We start from the raw sequence: 14702 nt of genomic DNA on the forward strand, positions 1-14702 counted from the left end.
AAAAGTCGCCATCAATGGCGCCCTCACAGCGCAGAGCCTGCGGGGTTGTTTCATTCCGTCAGGCGCGTACGAAGCCGAACAGATGCCCGAGATCCTTGAAGAAGATGCGCACATGAGCCATCGGCCTGGCGCGGACGAGCTCCTTGTTCATGTAGGCGTCGAACGTCAACCGCTGGACATCCCGATCGGCGCAGATCTTGACGAAGCTCTCGCGTCTCTTGTCGTTCCGGTACCAGAAATGCTGCAGAATTCCGAGAATCCAGAACACGCGGCCGTGCGCCTTCATGAATCTCTTGCGCGCGCTCGCCAGCGCGCGCGCGTCGCCGGTTTGAAGCAGCATCTCGACGGCGTCGGCGGCGAACCGCCCGCCGATCATGGCGTAATAGATTCCCTCGCCCGAGGCGGGAGCGACAACTCCGGCGGCGTCTCCCGCCAGCACGACATCGCGGCCGTTGTCCCATTTCCGCAAGGGCCGCAGGGGAATTGGGGCGCCTTCTCGCCGGATCGTCTCGGCGCCGGCGAGGCCGCTCTCTTCCCGGAGACGGCTGACAGCGCCCTTGAGCGAAAACCCTTTATGCGCGCTCCCCGCGCCGACGCTGGCCGTCTCGCCGTGAGGAAATACCCACGAATAAAAATCGGGTGAGATCGCGCCTCGATAGATGACGTCGCAACGCTTAGGATCGAAGTCCGCCTGCGCGTCGTTCGGGGAGCGGATAATTTCGTGGTAGGCGAAGACGAACTTCGCGCCGCGGACGTTGGGGAGGGCCTGACGCGCGACGGCGGAATTCGCGCCGTCGGCGCCGATCACGACCTTCGCGCGCACGCGGTTGGTCGGCTTTGACCCGTCAGGACCGCAAGATGCGTATTCGACAATGGCGGCGCCGTCGCCGCTGCGCGAAATGCGCTCGAATGTCCCCGTGCGCCGCTCCGCGCCTTCACGCGCCGCGCGTTGCCGGAGCCATTCGTCGAACGCCTCGCGATCGACCATTCCGACGAAGCCGCCCTCAATCGGAATATCGACGCGCTTGTCGCTCGGCGACACCATGCGGGCCGACGTCACGCGGGCGACAAGCAACTCGTCCGGAATCGCAAAATCGCGGATGAGCCGTGGCGGAATTGCGCCGCCGCAGGGCTTGATCCGGCCGGCCCGGTCGAGCAGCAGAACCTTGCGTCCTCGCCTGGCGAGGTCGCAGGCGGCGGTCGCCCCGGCCGGGCCTCCGCCGACGATCACGGCGTCATAGATTGCAGGTTCAGTCATCGCATCACCCCGTCAGCGGCTGAGAGCGCGCCTTTCGCAGGCGCCGGAACATTTGACCGGGAGCGCCTGCATCGAGCCTTTTCATCAGGCGCTCCGATTCGGTCAGCCGCAGAGCGGCGAACGCCGCCGCGATAAAGAGCAACGCCTCGCCGGAGAACACCGCCGCATAGGCCTCGCCCTGCGACGCCAGGAGACGGCGGGCGAGGTCGCTGGCCAGCGCGCCCAAGAGGCCCGCCGGCGCCAAAGGCGATCCCCTGCGCAGCCCCCCAAAGTCCCATGCGCACGCCTTCGCGCGGTTTGGCCTCCGCTCCGGCGAAACTCATCATCAGGCTGATCGCGGCAATGGAGAATGCGCCGTTGGCGAGGCCAAGCGCGAACACGGTGGGGCGCAACGGCCAGCCCGGCCCCGTGAAACCGGCAAGCGTCAGGCTGCCCAGCATCAACGCTGACGCGAGACAGCCTCCAGCGGCCCATCCGCGCAAAGACCCGATGCTCCGGCCGCCAAAGCCGCTCGCCGCGATCGCGACAAGGATCATCCCGGCGAGAACGCCGCCGTGCAATACGCCCGAGAGCCTCGTCGATTCCCCCGGCGTATACCCGAAAACGGCGCCTGAAAATGGATCGAGGATCAGCTCTTCCGCGCTGTAGGCGAGCATTGAGAGAAAAACGAATACGGTGAAAAGCCGGGCCTGCGGCTCCGCACAAACCTCACCAAGCGCGGTCCAAAACGAAGGCCGCGAGGGGCCTATAGCGGGAATAATCTCTACATCGGGGTCTTCGATCTTCCACATTGCGACTATCGTGATGGCCGCTGAGATCAGCGCGACCGACGACGTGACAGCCACGAGCCGTGCGGGAGAAAACGGGTCGAGCAGATGGCCGGCGAGCATTGTCGTCGCGACAAACCCGGCGATCATCATGATCCACACAATCGTCGCGGCCGCCGCACGCCGCTGAGGCTCCACTTGCTTCGCAAGAAGCACCAGTAGGGACGTGCCGCACGCGCCAACGCCGACGCCAATCAATGAAAATGAAATCACGGCGAGCGCGAGGCCGCCAAGCGCGCTGACTTTCATGAGCGCGATGGAGAGCGCGGCCCCGATCGTTCCAAGGGCGAGAATCAAATTGCCGCCAATGATCCACGGCGTCCTCCTGCCGCCTATATCGGAGCCGTATCCCCAGCGCGGCCGTAAAGCCTGCAATGCATAGTGTAGCGCGACGAGCGCGCCGGGCAGCGTCGCCGGAAGAGCAAGCTCGACGACCATGACGCGGTTCATGGTCGAGGTTGTCAAAACGACCATGGAGCCCAGCGACGCCTGGACGAGACCTAGCCGCATGATCCCAGAAAGGCCGAGCGGCGATGTTGTCATGACGTCTCCAGCAAAATCGAATGGACTGCGAGCGCGCTGACAAGCATCCCGAGGACGTAGAGCGGAATTCCAGCGCCGCTGTACCAGGTCGCCTTCTCGCGGGGGGCCTTCAAAAATCGCGACATCATCATCGCTTGCGCAGCCAGCGCGAGCACGATGAGGCCGGCATGGACGGGGCGTCCCCAGACCAGAAGCAATCCGGCGACGGCGATCTGGGGGAGGGCCATCACGATGCAGGCGACACGCGCCGCGTTGTTGACGCCGAGCCGCACGGGAAGCGAACCTAATCCCATCTGCCGGTCGCCCTCGATCGATTTGAAATCGTTCAGCGTCATGATGCCATGCGCGCCGAAGCTGTAGAGGCCGGCGAGCGTCAGCGAGCGCCAGTCCGGAAGGACCCCGCCGGCCATGACAGCGCCGCCCGTGATCCACGCCAGTCCTTCATAACATAAGCCGCAGGCTGCGTTGCCCCACCAGCCATTGCGTTTCAGCCGCAGCGGCGGCGCGCTGTAGGCCCAGGCCAGCGCAAGCCCGATGGCGGCCGCCGCGAAGACCCACACGCCGAGCATCGCGGCGACAAGCAGCGACAAGGCAGTCCAGGCGGAGGCGATGTAAAGCCCCCAGGCTCCAGGGATCCGCCCGGAGGGGATCGGACGGTCCGGCTCGTTGATGGCGTCAACGCCCCTGTCGAACCAGTCGTTCACCGCCTGGCTCGTCGCGCAGACAAGCGGACCCGCCAGAATCAGTCCGGCGATGATGGTCGGCCAGCGTCCCTCGGTCGGTTGGGGCGACGCGGCGACGCCGCAGCCGAACGCCCACATCGGCGGGAACCAGGTGATTGGCTTGAGCAATTCCACAATCGCCCTGGGCGCCGGAAGTCTCGTCCGTTCATCAAGGGTGGCTATAAGGCGGGGCAAGCTCGGGAACTCCGTTACGAAGCCTGTCGCTCTCTCCGAACGCCAGGCGGGTTGCTTGCTTTACGAAAAAGTGGCGGGAGCGATCGGCGAGCCCCCGCCCGTTCTTTCACTGATTACTTCCTGCGCCGGTTACTTCCTGGCGGTTTGGGCCAGTTCCGGATAATCCTTGATCATGTTCAGCCCGAGGAGCGGCTTTGGCGCCCCCTGATGGCAGGTCGCGCAATTGATCTTCGGGACGTCTCCGTTAGGGCCGAGGCGGTTTTCCGGAAACGACGCTTTGAGCTTTTCCAGATAGTGATTGTTGAGGTCGCGCACCATCCTGATGCCGTACCAGGCCGTAGCGCGCTGGGGAGTGCTTTGATCCCAGGCGGTAAACGACCGGCTGTTGTGGCAATGAGTGCAGTTGACCCCAAGCCCCTGGGACATGCTCATCATGAGACCATAGGTCAATTCCGCCTGCTTCACAGACGCTCCCTGTTTATCCTCCTCGGGGAGAGCGGTCTTCGAAACGACGCGAATCTCGTTTGCGTAAGACAACAGCGGCGTATACGGATCGTTGGGAAGCGACGTTAGGCCGACGTTCGCCGCTGGCGCGTTTTGTCCGGCGCGATTGCCGAGGCTTCCCTGCGCCGTTTCGGGACTTGTGAACCAGATGTTCGCAGGGACCGGCTGGCCACGATGACATGTGTAACATGTAACGCCGGTCGTCGTGACATGGGTCTTCCAGTCGGCATTGATATGCTGGGTCATCTGGATCATAGTCCGGGCGATCACTTTGGGGTAGAGCGCGTCGGAAGCGAGGTTTTCGGGGTTGTGGCAATAGGCGCAGCCCTGTTCCGGCGACACCCATTGCGTGATTGCGGTCATCAGGCGAATGAACTCGTTTTCGTCGAGATTGCCCAGAACCTGAACGTTTTGATAAACTTGCGACGCCGGTTGCCCGCTGGGGGCGACTGGGTCGACTTCGTCCGGCGGCTTGTTCGCCTCCGCCAGCGCAGCCAAGGTCTTTGGACTGTCGACCTGCTCCATGCCGAGGCCGCGATAGCCGATCTGTTTGGTCTGCGTCTGCGATTCGTAGCAACCTGCGAGCAGCAGGGAGGGGCAAAGCGCCAACGCCAAGAGTGAAGGTCGGATGATGCGTTTCACGAGAGCACCTATTGCGACAAGGCGGGATCCAGGATCGGAGGATAGACTGACGGGTAGGATGGCGCGACGCCGTGCTTCACCGCCCAGAGATACCAATTATCGACGACAGTTCCGGTCAGCAGAATTCCGATGCCGCCGACGAGGGGGCACAGAACGGCGAACCACCACGCCCAGCGATGGATCGATTCCATCGTCGCGTTGAAGCCCATGGTCCAGCGCCAGAACAGCGCCGCGCGCTCGGCGGCCGTGCCGCGATCAGCGGATTGTTCGATTTCACGTTCTCCGCCGAATCGGCTGACCGCCAAAATGGTCGCCGCATGCATGGCGAAGAGCAATGTCGATCCATAGAGAAACACGATCGAGAGCATGTGGAACGGATTGTAAAACAGGTTGCCGTAGCGGATCGAGAGCGCCGCGGTCCAGTCGAGATGGGGGAATATTCCAAACGGCACACCTTCACCGAAGTTTCCCATCAGGAGCGGACGGATGAAGCCAAGGACGAGATAGAGCCAGATGGCGGCGGCGAAGGCCCACGCCACATGGGTGCCCATGCCGAGCGCGATGGCCCGGCGGTAGACCCTGACCCACCAGATGAGGATCGAGGTCGTGAGGAAGAAGCCGGCCATTAGCCACCATCCGCCTTCGTTGAGCGGCGGAAAAATGCTGATGCCGTATTTCGGATTCGGCGGCTCAAGCGCGAGCCAGAAGAACTGCCGGACGAACTGGACGGGATCCCAGTTCACCGACGCAAACATATTGAGCCCGATGATCTCGATTGCGATGAACCCGCACATCAAGGCGGCGATGCCGCTCCAGCCAAGATAGATCGGTCCGATCTGCGCGTCGCCGATCTTTCCGATCCAATACGAGAAAAACGGCTTGCCTTCGCGCTCTCTGGCGCTTTCGGCGGTGGCGACGCCGAGTTCCGGCGCCGAGCGAACCTGAATCTGGGTGAAAATATTCTGGTAATCTGACATTTCGTTCGCCTGCTGCTTCTAGCGCCAAATGGGGAGGTTCAGCCACCAGCCCCACCACTCCGGCCAGCCGCGTGTCCAGAGAGGGCCGCTGATGATGATGCAGACGGCGCTCCAGAATGAGGCCGAGAGCGCAAGGAAAAGCCCCAGCCGATGAATGCCGAGCGTCCCGATGGAATAGCCGATGATGTCACGAAAATAGGTGTTCTCGTGCTCCGCGGTCTTTGCGGACTCGCCCCTCTGGGGATTGATCGCGGAGAGAACAAGGCCTCCGTGCAGCGCCAGGGCGAAAGTCGTGGTGAAGAAGAACGACACCGCGATCATGTGCGCGGGATTGTAGTGGAAATGTAGATATTGATAGCCGACGTTCGACACCCAATCGAGATGACTTATGATTCCGTAGGGAAAGCCATGTCCCCAGGCTCCGAGCCACAGCGGACGGATCACGACCAGGGATATGTACGCGAGAATCGCGAATCCGTAGGCGAAGGGAACGTGGTAGCCTATGCCGAGCTTCCGGCAGATCTCGACCTCGCGGAGCGCCCACGAAATGAAAGATCCGATGGCGCATACGGTGATGATCTGCCACAGACCGCCTTCCTTGAGGGGCGCCAGGGCCAAGCCGTAGGAAAGATCCGGTGGCGCGATGTTGATTTGCCACAAGTTCCATGTCGGCCCGATTGCGGCTCCATAGACGATCAGCGCCGTGCCAAGAGCCGCGAAAAAGATCGTTGTGACCCCGAAAAAGCCGACGAAGAATGGCCCGACCCAGAAGTCGAACAGGTCGCCTCCGATCAAAGTCCCGCCGCGAACGCGATATTTTCTTTCGAAATCCAGCATCGCCATATCGAATTCTCCTGCACGAATGCGTAGCGCCGACCTTCGGGAATAAGGAATTCCGCTGCGCCTCAGGGGCGGCGGAAGGCCATCGGGCGTCCGCCTCCGGTCTCCCGCCGCCGGATGTGGGCGTCATTAACCCAGTCGGCTGAAGTCCGGAGCGGGGAGCACAGGCAGAATCAGGCTCGTGGTCTTGACGCGTGAGTGTTTGCCGCCTTCCAGCCAGTTAAAGCGGTCGGTGCTGAGCAGGATGAAGTGAATCACCAGCGCCAGGATAAACAGGAAGGTGAACAGGGCGACCAGCGCCCTGCGCGGATCGAAGATGAGCCAAATTTTGTAAAATTCCATAGCGGCCTCCTAAACCACGAAGTTTAAGACGTTCATCGCAACGTCGTGAGCGTTGTCGAGGAGCGATGAATAGCCGTTTGGTCCTGGAATCCACGGACGCCACATCCAAACGAGAATGTGCGCCACAACGGCGATCGCGGTGAAAATTAGGAAGCTCGTCACGAATATTTTGTGAAACTCTCGAGCTTCCCCGTCTGTCAGCCCCGAGAGGGAGCTTCCGGGATCTCTTTCTAAAGCCATGTCCTTTTCTCCATCGAAATGGGCTATCGCCCGTTGCTCCCGCAGCGATTGCTGATCGGGACTATCCGCCGTGATAGCCGTCCACGACGGACACTACAGTCTGATCGGTCCTATTTTGAACGCGAGCGGACTCAGTAGCCCATCAATCCGAAAGCCGCCGCCGAATGAGCCGCCGCCTTCGCTTGACCGAAGATCGACCTGTTGACGTCAGGGTCTTGCGGTAGCAATCGCCATTTGCGCGGCAGGAAAGCGTCCATGATCGCCGGGAAAAGGCAGATCGCGAACGCCGCAAAGCAGATCAGACTAAATTGCTTTCTGTCGTTGCGAAGGGCTCTGACGTTCGCCCCAAGATTAAGTTCAGCGCTCATGGAAATATCCTCCGAAAATAGCGTTCCTGCATCGTGGCGAATATCCAGACCGCCGGCGACAATTGTGACCGTCTCATGCTGCTTCGCCTTCAAACAGCGTCGCGCGCGTGCGAGCGACACGCGCGGCCGTGACGCGGGTCTCGCCGGCCCGTCGAGCGTCGCGTTCGACGCGGTCTCGGAGTTTTTTCGCCGCTGAAATCCTGACCAGCACGGGTTCTGCTTCGATGAATTGTTCAAGAAGACGGTGCGCTTCGAGATCCCAATCCGGCACCGTCGACAACCGCGAAGGAGTGGCCTCGACGCGGTCGATATCGCTAGCGAGAGGGATGATGTTGAACAACGCGTCGAACAGGGCGTTGCAGACCTCCTGTATCAGATAGGTCGCGCCGGCGTATCCCATGAACGGCGTGCCGGTGTGGCGACGTATAACGGCGCCTGGAAACGAAGCGGGAATGTAAATGCACCGAGAGCAATTTTCAGAAAGATACATCCGCTCGTTGTAGCTGCCAAACATGACGAGCGGGGTTTTTTGACGGACCGCTTCGCGTACAGCGGCGTTGTCAGGCTTCACCCCGGCGCGGCGCGAGAACGAAAATGCGCAGGGGAGTCCCATCTCGCCTTCAAGAAAGCTTCGTATCCCGCGAGCGTAGGTTTCATTGGCGACGACGGCGAAGCTCGCCGTCGAGAAGAAATCCTGCGTCACAGACCTCCAAAGATCCCACATTGGCTTTATGGTGGTGTGCTTTTCCCGTTCGATGAAGGTTTCCGCATCGAGATCAAGAAGTTCGGCGAGTGTCCGCAAAAATTTTGTGGTCGAATGCAGCCCAATTGGCGCCTGCAGATAGGGACGATCGAGAGCTTCGCAAAGCATTCGACCGAATTCTCGATACATGCAGATATTGACGTCGGCGTCGCTCAGTCTGGCGACGTCGGCGAGATGGGCGCCGAGAGGGAACGTCATATTGATTTCAGCGCCGAGGCTTTCCACCAGACGCCGGATTTCAGCCAGATCGCTGGGACCGTTGAAGGTTCCGTAGATAGGACCGATGATATTGACTCGCGGCTTAGAGCCGGGCTTGCGCACACGAGGCTTCGGCGCCTTTTTCGGCCCATACTGCGTCCAAAGCCAATAGAGCGCGCGGTCGGCGCACTGCCATTGGTCTTCGTCGATCGTCCGCGGCAAAAAGCGCTGAATGTTCGTGCCTTCTGGAGTTACGCCTCCGCCGATCATTTCGGCGATCGAACCCGTAACGACAACGCTCGGAAGATCTGGGTCGAGGGTGCGATGAGCGCGCTTCATCGCTTGTTCCGTTCCGGTTTGGCCGAGCTCTTCTTCTCCAAGGCCGGTCACCACGATCGGCAGTTCGTGTGGGGGCAGCGCGTCGGTGTAATGCAACACCGAAGTGACCGGCAGGTTTTCGCATCCGACCGGACCGTCAATGATGACCTGAAGTCCCTTGATCGCGGTGAACGCATAGACCGCGCCCCAATAGCCGCCAGCGCGGTCATGATCCAGCACGAGCATCAGATCGGCTCCTCGATCGCGGAGGTCTTGATCTGGGCTCCGATGCGGCGTTTGTAGGCTTCGCGATAATCGGGGCGATCCTGCGGAAGATCGTCCCAGATGCCAGCGGCGTAGCCCTCGCCGACGCCTCCAAAAAAGGATTTCATCTCGCGGAATCTTTCCTTGTTTCCGAGAGAGGCGTTGACGACTTCCGCAAGAGATCCGGCGCCGGCTGGCCCCATCAGAGGCCTCGCCGAGATGAGGTTTGTGAAATAGAGCGCGGGGACGCCTTTCGATTTGGCCTTCTGCACGACCGGCGTGGTGCCGATGACGAGATCGGGCTCAAATTCCTCCATCGCCGCAAGATCATGTTCGAGAGAGGCGCGGAATCGTACATCGACGCCTTTGGCTTCAAGCCATTCGCGATCATGATCCGACCATTGCGTCCTCGGGCAGGCGCTTCCGACATAGCGAACGTCGGCGCCGCTTTCCACGAGCAGCCTCGCCACGAGCAGTTCCGACCCCTCATAGCCCGAGAGCGTAATCCGGCCCTTCACAGGTTTCTCCGCGAGCGCGCCGGTTATGCCTGGCAACACTGCGCTCTTGGCCGATGCGATCTTCGCTTGCGCGATTCCGCAAGCGTCCCCGATGCGATCCAGCCAGGACGCAGTTCCATCGCGGCCGACCGGCGCCGACCCCACAATGTTGCGGCCCGCGGCTTCAAATTCGCGGAAGGCGGACGAATAAAAGGGATGGATCGCCGCGACGACGGCGCAGTCGAGAGCCGCGTAAAGCTCACGCCATTCCCTTGTCGGCACGACTGGACCCGCCGCAAGTCCCAGAGGCTCGAGCATCATCCCGATCCCGACGGGGTCCGCCGGAAACATTTCACCGATGAGTGTCACTGTAGGTTTGTCGCTCCGGCCAGAGCGCGGCGCCTGAACGGCGCCCCGCTCGACTTCGGCGCGCGCATATTTCAGCATGGCGCCGCTGAGGACGTCCTTTGCTTCGGCATGGGTCGGGACGCCAAATCCAGGGACGTCAATTCCGATGATCCGGACCCCGTTGATTTCCTTAGGAAGAATCTGAAGCGGCACGCCGGAGGCCGTCGGAACGCAGAGATTGGTCACAATGATCGTGTCGTATTTTTCGGGATCCGCCAGCTCAAAGACCGCGTCGCGGATGTCCTCGAACAGCTTTCCGCTGACGAGCGATTCAGAATTGAACGGCACATAGCCCACGGTGCGCCGGGCGCCGTAAAAGTGAGAGGTGAAGGTAAGGCCATAGACACAACAGGCGGAGCCCGAAAGAATCGTCGCCGTGCGGCGCATTCGCAAGCCGACCCTCAGCGATCCGAAAGCCGGACACATGCTTTGGGGCTGATCATGCGGTCCAACGGGATAATCCGCGGCGTAGCGCTCCAGAGTCTCGCTTTTTCCAGCCGCCGACGCCGCCCGGCGGAGTTCATCCTTTCCCGCGTGACAATCGACTCCAGTCCCGGCGTTTGCGGGGACGATGTGCGCTTTGTTGGGGGGAGGGGTGAAGTTCATGAATCTCGCCCGGAAACAAGGATGCGTGGAGCAAATCAGACGTTGTCGTAGACGACTTCAAGCGACTTCTTTTCCAACTCTGTTTTTCCGGTCATGTCGGCGACGGTCGCGGGTTCGAGGATGATTCCGCGGCCGACGGCCTCTCCCTTGAAAAGCGCAAGCAGGCCATCTTGCGTGAGCGGCGTCGGACGCAGGGGAGGCGAGGTGGCGACATTCGTCGCGAGTTCCTCGAACACAGACGCCCATTGACCGCCAGGCCGGCCGACGATCTCGTAATTCGCGCTCATCCTTCTGATATCGTCGTTGGCGGGAATCGCGGCCAGAATCGGGATGCCGACACTGGCCGCGAAGGCCTGGGCTTCGCCAGTGTGGTCGTCCTTGTTGATAACAAGTCCCGCTACGCCAACATTGCCCCCAAGCTTGCGGAAATATTCCACCGCGGAGCAAACATTGTTGGCGACGTAGAGGGATTGGAGATCGTTCGAACCTACGACTATGACCTTTTGGCACATGTCTCGGGCGATGGGCAGGCCGAAGCCGCCGCACACGACGTCGCCCAGAAAGTCGAGCAGGACGTAATCAAAGCCCCATTCGTGGAAGCCGAGCTTCTCCAGGAGTTCGAAACCGTGAATGATGCCGCGTCCGCCACAGCCGCGGCCGACCTCCGGGCCGCCAAGCTCCATGGCGAAAACACCGTCGCGCTTGAAGCAGACGTCGCCGATCTCCACATCCTCGCCAGCGAGCTTCTTCTTCGAGGATGTTTCAAGAATGGTCGGGCAGGCGCGCCCGCCGAACAAAAGCGAGGTCGTATCGCTCTTCGGATCGCAGCCGATCAGCAAGACTTTTTTGCCTTGCTGCGCCATCATGTAGGAAAGGTTCGCCAGGGTGAAGCTTTTTCCGATGCCGCCCTTGCCGTAGATCGCTATGATCTGGGTAGACTTCGAGGGCGGCTCTGTCGCGACCGGTGCGGGTTCGATCGCCGCCTCCGCCCGGAGCTGATCCCTCATCGCATCGGCGGGCTGAGCGGGCATGGCGTGATTGACAGGAGCGTTCATTGGCAGGCTCTCCAATCCAGAATCATTTTCAGGCAGGATGGCTCCTGGAAGGCGGTCATGTAGGCGTTTTGCGCCTGGTCAGCCTTCTCGCCATGAGTGATCAATCCATCGAGGGAAAGACGTCCGGATTGGACAAGATCCCTCACAGCAACAAGGTCAAAGGGTCGCCATTGCGCGGCGACGCGGATGCAGGCCTCGCGCATGAAGGCGGGCGCAAAGTCGAACGAAAGCCTTTGGTCATAGAATCCCGCCAGCACGATCTCGCCGCCGGGCGAGAGGCGGCTGACCAGATTGTCAAGAAGAAAGGGCGCGCCGCTCACATCGCAAATGCAGCGATAATCGGAGCGATCGTCATCCGCGGGATCAATGACTTTATAGCCGGTTGCGCCTTGGCGACGCACGGGGTCGATTTCATGGACGACGGGCGGTTCGGCGCCTGCCGCTAATGCGATGCGGGCGATCAGGCGTCCCAGGACGCCGTGGCCGACGACGAGATCCGGCTGGCGCCGGTTGGAACCCGAATGCGCATGATAGGCGGTGGCCGCCAAGGCGAAAAGAACGCCGCGCTCGCCGAGACTTTCGCTGATCGGCAAAATACGCGCGCCTGGCGCCACCACCCGCGAAGCCGCGCCGCCAAAAAGACAGCGCACATCCGCAAAGGAATGAGAACCCGGAACAAATACGAATGCGCCGATTTCCGCGCCCGAGCGCGACCCGGCCATCGTGACGCGGCCTACCGCCTCATAGCCGGGAACGAGCGGATATCCCATGCCGGGAAAGTGAGGCATTCGGCCAGACCACAGCAGACGCTCGGTCCCGGCGCTGACGCCGCTCCATTCAACATCGACAACCACATCGTCGGCGCCGGGAGCAACGAGGTCGAGCCGGTTGATGGCGAGGCGTTCAGGTTTTTCAAGAACAACAGCGAGGGCGTCCATGAGAGATCCGTTTTGCCGTTAAGCCGCCGTGCGAAAGCGCCTGAGTGTCAGAATAAAATGACAAGTATAAATGTCAATAGAAAGTTACGATCGAGACCCGCCTTTTCGTGGCCGGGCGACCAGAAGTCCCGTCATCAAAGGACGCCGCGTCGGGACTTTGCGAACGGCGTCGAAGCCGGCCATCTTGAGTAAATGCGTCAATTGCTCGGCCGTGCGAGGCCGCCCCGATCCCATTGCGAGCAGATAGAAGCCGAAATAAGCGGCGCCCACCGGCTCCGCCCCCGGCGCATCGGCCATGGGCTCGGCGACGAGGAGCGCGCCATCCGGCGGCAGGATGTCTCGAACGGCGCGCAGGAGAACGAGAACGCGAGCGTCGTCATGATCATGAAGAATTCTGTTGAGGGACACCACGTCGGCGCCTTGCGGCAAGGGGTCTTTGAAAAAATCGCCGCCCACGGCGTCGGCGCGCGCGCTAAGACCTACGGCGTCGAACTTTATTCGCGCCTTGACGGCGATCGGCGGCAAATCGAAAAGCGTCAGCCGCAGATGAGGCGCAGCGGCCGCGACCGTGGCGAGGAAGGCGCCTTCGCCGCCGCCGACGTCGAGGAGATGACGATGCTGCTTAAACCGCCAGGCGGCCAGAATGTCATGGGCGACGAACGCCTGCGACGCCGCCATGAGGGCGCTGTAGGGACCGACTTCATCGGATTTCAGGGCGGCGGCGGATTCAGCGCGAGGATAAGCCCAGAAGCGGGAAAGCTTCGTCTCGTTCAGCTCCCCGCGCAAGAGCGCCGCCGGATCTGCGAGGTCGGCATAGAGCAGCGCGTGGTGCTCGACCATCTCGGCGACGCCGGGATTGCCGAGAATGGCGGCGCCCGACACGCCTAGCCCATAGCGGCTTTTTCCTCGCCGCGCGGCGAGGCCAAGGGATACGGCGGCTTCGAGAAGCCGCTCCGTCGCCGCCGGCGAAAGCGCAAGGCGGATCGACAAGTCCTCGATGGTCTTCGGGCCATCGGACAAGATCTCGAACAGCCGCAGCTGGACGCAGGCGAACAGGATTTGCGAATAGACAAATCCGGCGCAGACGTCGAACAAGGCTCGCGCCTGCGTGCGGGCGATCGGACGCGTGAGCGGGAAAGCGCTCGCCCATCGCTGGAACCGTGGGCTTCCAAGCAGGCCGTCGCGCCATGCGAAAAGCTGGTCCGCGATCGTTCCACACGCGTCGCTGCGTTTTGGCGATAGCGCGCTCCGGGCTGACGATCCGGCGGGATCCCTTCCGCTCTGCGCGCTTCCCTCGAAAATTTTCACGCGGCCCTTTGCAGAAGTTCTTTTGGCAGAACCATAAGGGTCTCCAGCATGACGAGGCTCCGCAGCGCGTCGGCGCCTGGACAGACGGGGATCGATTCTCCGGCTTGCTCCACGAGGTTTTTGAGCAGTGAGACCGCTCCGCCGATCCCGAGTTGCGCCGCCGCGTTCGGGCGCCCGAGCGCCGCATCCTGGCCGACCGGCTTGCCGAGTTCGGCCTCGCTGTAGGCGACGTCGCAAATATCATCCGCGATCTGATAGGCTTCCCCGATCCGCTCGCCGAGAAGGCGCCACGATTCGGGATCTGCGCCGGCCGCCGCGGCGCCGGCCATCGTCGCCGCAACGAAAAGGGATCCGGTTTTTGCGCGCTGGTAGGCGACGAGGTCGGCATGGGGTTCGCTCTCCCAGCCTTGTCCGGCCACGATGCCAAGGGGCATTCCAACGGAGCGGCTGAGGGTCGTCAGCAAGGCTGGAAGTCGTTGCGGCATAGACGCAAGACTCATCGCCAGCGCCTCGAAGGCGAGGACAATGAGCGCGTCCCCCGTCAGAACGGCGAGAGGTTCGCCGAAGGCCGAATGAACCGAAGGTTTTCCTCGCCTTGTCGCCGCATCGTCGAAACACGGCAGATCGTCATGCACCAGGGAGGCGCAATGCAGAAGTTCGATTGAGGCCGCGGCGGCGGCGGCTGTAGAATCCTCAGCGCCGCAGGCGGAGGCCACAGCAAGACAGAGCTTCGGCCTCACGCGGGCGCCCCCGGGAAAGACCGCATACCGCATCGCCGCCGCGAGTTTGGGAGGCGCCTTGGGCGTTTCGATTTGCGCCATGGCCCGTTCCAGCGAAAGTTCGATCCGCGTTTTTGCGTCCATGTTTCAACTCCTGCGTAATCCTCCGA

At 61.7% G+C, this 14702-nt stretch carries 15 protein-coding genes; all 15 read right to left on the reverse strand.

Going from position 1 to position 14702, the window contains the following annotated elements; genetic code table 11:
• Positions 1–58 precede the first annotated feature (58 nt).
• Positions 59–1258, reverse strand: a complete 1200-nt coding sequence (locus tag BM177_RS14385) for a geranylgeranyl diphosphate reductase (RefSeq protein WP_091684859.1) — start codon at positions 1256–1258, stop codon at positions 59–61.
• Positions 1255–2628, reverse strand: coding sequence for a BCD family MFS transporter (locus BM177_RS14390; protein WP_342028918.1), 1374 nt, complete (start codon positions 2626–2628; stop codon positions 1255–1257). The genes BM177_RS14385 and BM177_RS14390 overlap by 4 nt, the downstream gene beginning before the upstream one ends.
• On the reverse strand, positions 2625–3545 hold the full coding sequence (gene chlG / locus BM177_RS14395; protein WP_244532349.1) for a chlorophyll synthase ChlG: 921 nt from the start codon (positions 3543–3545) through the stop codon (positions 2625–2627). The genes BM177_RS14390 and chlG overlap by 4 nt, the downstream gene beginning before the upstream one ends.
• Positions 3546–3674: 129 nt before the next feature.
• The gene (pufC, locus tag BM177_RS14400; RefSeq protein ID WP_244532350.1) at positions 3675–4691 is read right to left on the reverse strand and encodes a photosynthetic reaction center cytochrome PufC; all 1017 of its coding nucleotides are present in this window, start codon (positions 4689–4691) and stop codon (positions 3675–3677) included.
• Positions 4692–4699: 8 nt separating this feature from the next.
• A complete protein-coding gene (pufM, locus tag BM177_RS14405; RefSeq protein WP_091684861.1) occupies positions 4700–5668 on the reverse strand; it encodes a photosynthetic reaction center subunit M in 969 nt (322 codons plus the stop codon).
• Between the two features lie 18 nt (positions 5669–5686).
• On the reverse strand, positions 5687–6511 hold the full coding sequence (gene pufL / locus BM177_RS14410; RefSeq protein ID WP_091684863.1) for a photosynthetic reaction center subunit L: 825 nt from the start codon (positions 6509–6511) through the stop codon (positions 5687–5689).
• 126 nt (positions 6512–6637) lie between these two features.
• Positions 6638–6850, reverse strand: a complete 213-nt coding sequence (gene pufA / locus BM177_RS14415) for a light-harvesting antenna LH1, alpha subunit (protein WP_091684865.1) — start codon at positions 6848–6850, stop codon at positions 6638–6640.
• Between the two features lie 9 nt (positions 6851–6859).
• Positions 6860–7090, reverse strand: a complete 231-nt coding sequence (gene pufB, locus BM177_RS14420; RefSeq protein ID WP_091684868.1) for a light-harvesting antenna LH1, beta subunit — start codon at positions 7088–7090, stop codon at positions 6860–6862.
• 131 nt (positions 7091–7221) lie between these two features.
• A complete protein-coding gene (locus BM177_RS14425) occupies positions 7222–7458 on the reverse strand; it encodes a hypothetical protein (protein ID WP_139223640.1) in 237 nt (78 codons plus the stop codon).
• Between the two features lie 73 nt (positions 7459–7531).
• A complete protein-coding gene (gene bchZ, locus BM177_RS14430; protein WP_091684873.1) occupies positions 7532–8983 on the reverse strand; it encodes a chlorophyllide a reductase subunit Z in 1452 nt (483 codons plus the stop codon).
• A complete protein-coding gene (gene bchY, locus BM177_RS14435; RefSeq protein WP_091684875.1) occupies positions 8983–10512 on the reverse strand; it encodes a chlorophyllide a reductase subunit Y in 1530 nt (509 codons plus the stop codon). The genes bchZ and bchY overlap by 1 nt, the downstream gene beginning before the upstream one ends.
• A gap of 35 nt (positions 10513–10547) precedes the next feature.
• A complete protein-coding gene (locus BM177_RS14440; RefSeq protein ID WP_091684876.1) occupies positions 10548–11567 on the reverse strand; it encodes a chlorophyllide a reductase iron protein subunit X in 1020 nt (339 codons plus the stop codon).
• Entirely contained in the window at positions 11564–12505 is a 942-nt protein-coding gene (gene bchC, locus BM177_RS14445) for a chlorophyll synthesis pathway protein BchC (protein WP_091684878.1), read from the reverse strand. Before bchC ends, BM177_RS14440 begins: the two co-directional genes overlap by 4 nt.
• 84 nt (positions 12506–12589) lie before the next feature.
• On the reverse strand, positions 12590–13813 hold the full coding sequence (locus BM177_RS14450) for a methyltransferase (RefSeq protein ID WP_244532351.1): 1224 nt from the start codon (positions 13811–13813) through the stop codon (positions 12590–12592).
• A complete protein-coding gene (locus BM177_RS14455; RefSeq protein ID WP_091684881.1) occupies positions 13810–14676 on the reverse strand; it encodes a polyprenyl synthetase family protein in 867 nt (288 codons plus the stop codon). The genes BM177_RS14450 and BM177_RS14455 overlap by 4 nt, the downstream gene beginning before the upstream one ends.
• Positions 14677–14702: the final 26 nt, after the last annotated feature.

Origin of the sequence: Methylocapsa palsarum, assembly GCF_900114285.1 — a bacterium.
Classification (GTDB): Bacteria; Pseudomonadota; Alphaproteobacteria; order Rhizobiales; family Beijerinckiaceae; genus Methylocapsa; species Methylocapsa palsarum.

Bases quoted from the DNA above. Each gene is read 5' to 3' on its own strand.
- BM177_RS14385 (WP_091684859.1), bottom strand. From the start codon at position 1,258: ATGACTGAACCTGCAATCTATGACGCCGTGATCGTCGGCGGAGGCCCG.
- BM177_RS14390 (WP_342028918.1), bottom strand. From the start codon at position 2,628: ATGACAACATCGCCGCTCGGCCTTTCTGGGATCATGCGGCTAGGTCTC.
- pufM (WP_091684861.1), bottom strand. From the start codon at position 5,668: ATGTCAGATTACCAGAATATTTTCACCCAGATTCAGGTTCGCTCGGCG.
- pufL (WP_091684863.1), bottom strand. From the start codon at position 6,511: ATGGCGATGCTGGATTTCGAAAGAAAATATCGCGTTCGCGGCGGGACT.
- pufA (WP_091684865.1), bottom strand. From the start codon at position 6,850: ATGGAATTTTACAAAATTTGGCTCATCTTCGATCCGCGCAGGGCGCTG.
- pufB (WP_091684868.1), bottom strand. From the start codon at position 7,090: ATGGCTTTAGAAAGAGATCCCGGAAGCTCCCTCTCGGGGCTGACAGAC.
- BM177_RS14425 (WP_139223640.1), bottom strand. From the start codon at position 7,458: ATGAGCGCTGAACTTAATCTTGGGGCGAACGTCAGAGCCCTTCGCAAC.
- bchZ (WP_091684873.1), bottom strand. From the start codon at position 8,983: ATGCTCGTGCTGGATCATGACCGCGCTGGCGGCTATTGGGGCGCGGTC.
- bchY (WP_091684875.1), bottom strand. From the start codon at position 10,512: ATGAACTTCACCCCTCCCCCCAACAAAGCGCACATCGTCCCCGCAAAC.
- BM177_RS14440 (WP_091684876.1), bottom strand. From the start codon at position 11,567: ATGAACGCTCCTGTCAATCACGCCATGCCCGCTCAGCCCGCCGATGCG.
- bchC (WP_091684878.1), bottom strand. From the start codon at position 12,505: ATGGACGCCCTCGCTGTTGTTCTTGAAAAACCTGAACGCCTCGCCATC.
- BM177_RS14455 (WP_091684881.1), bottom strand. From the start codon at position 14,676: ATGGACGCAAAAACGCGGATCGAACTTTCGCTGGAACGGGCCATGGCG.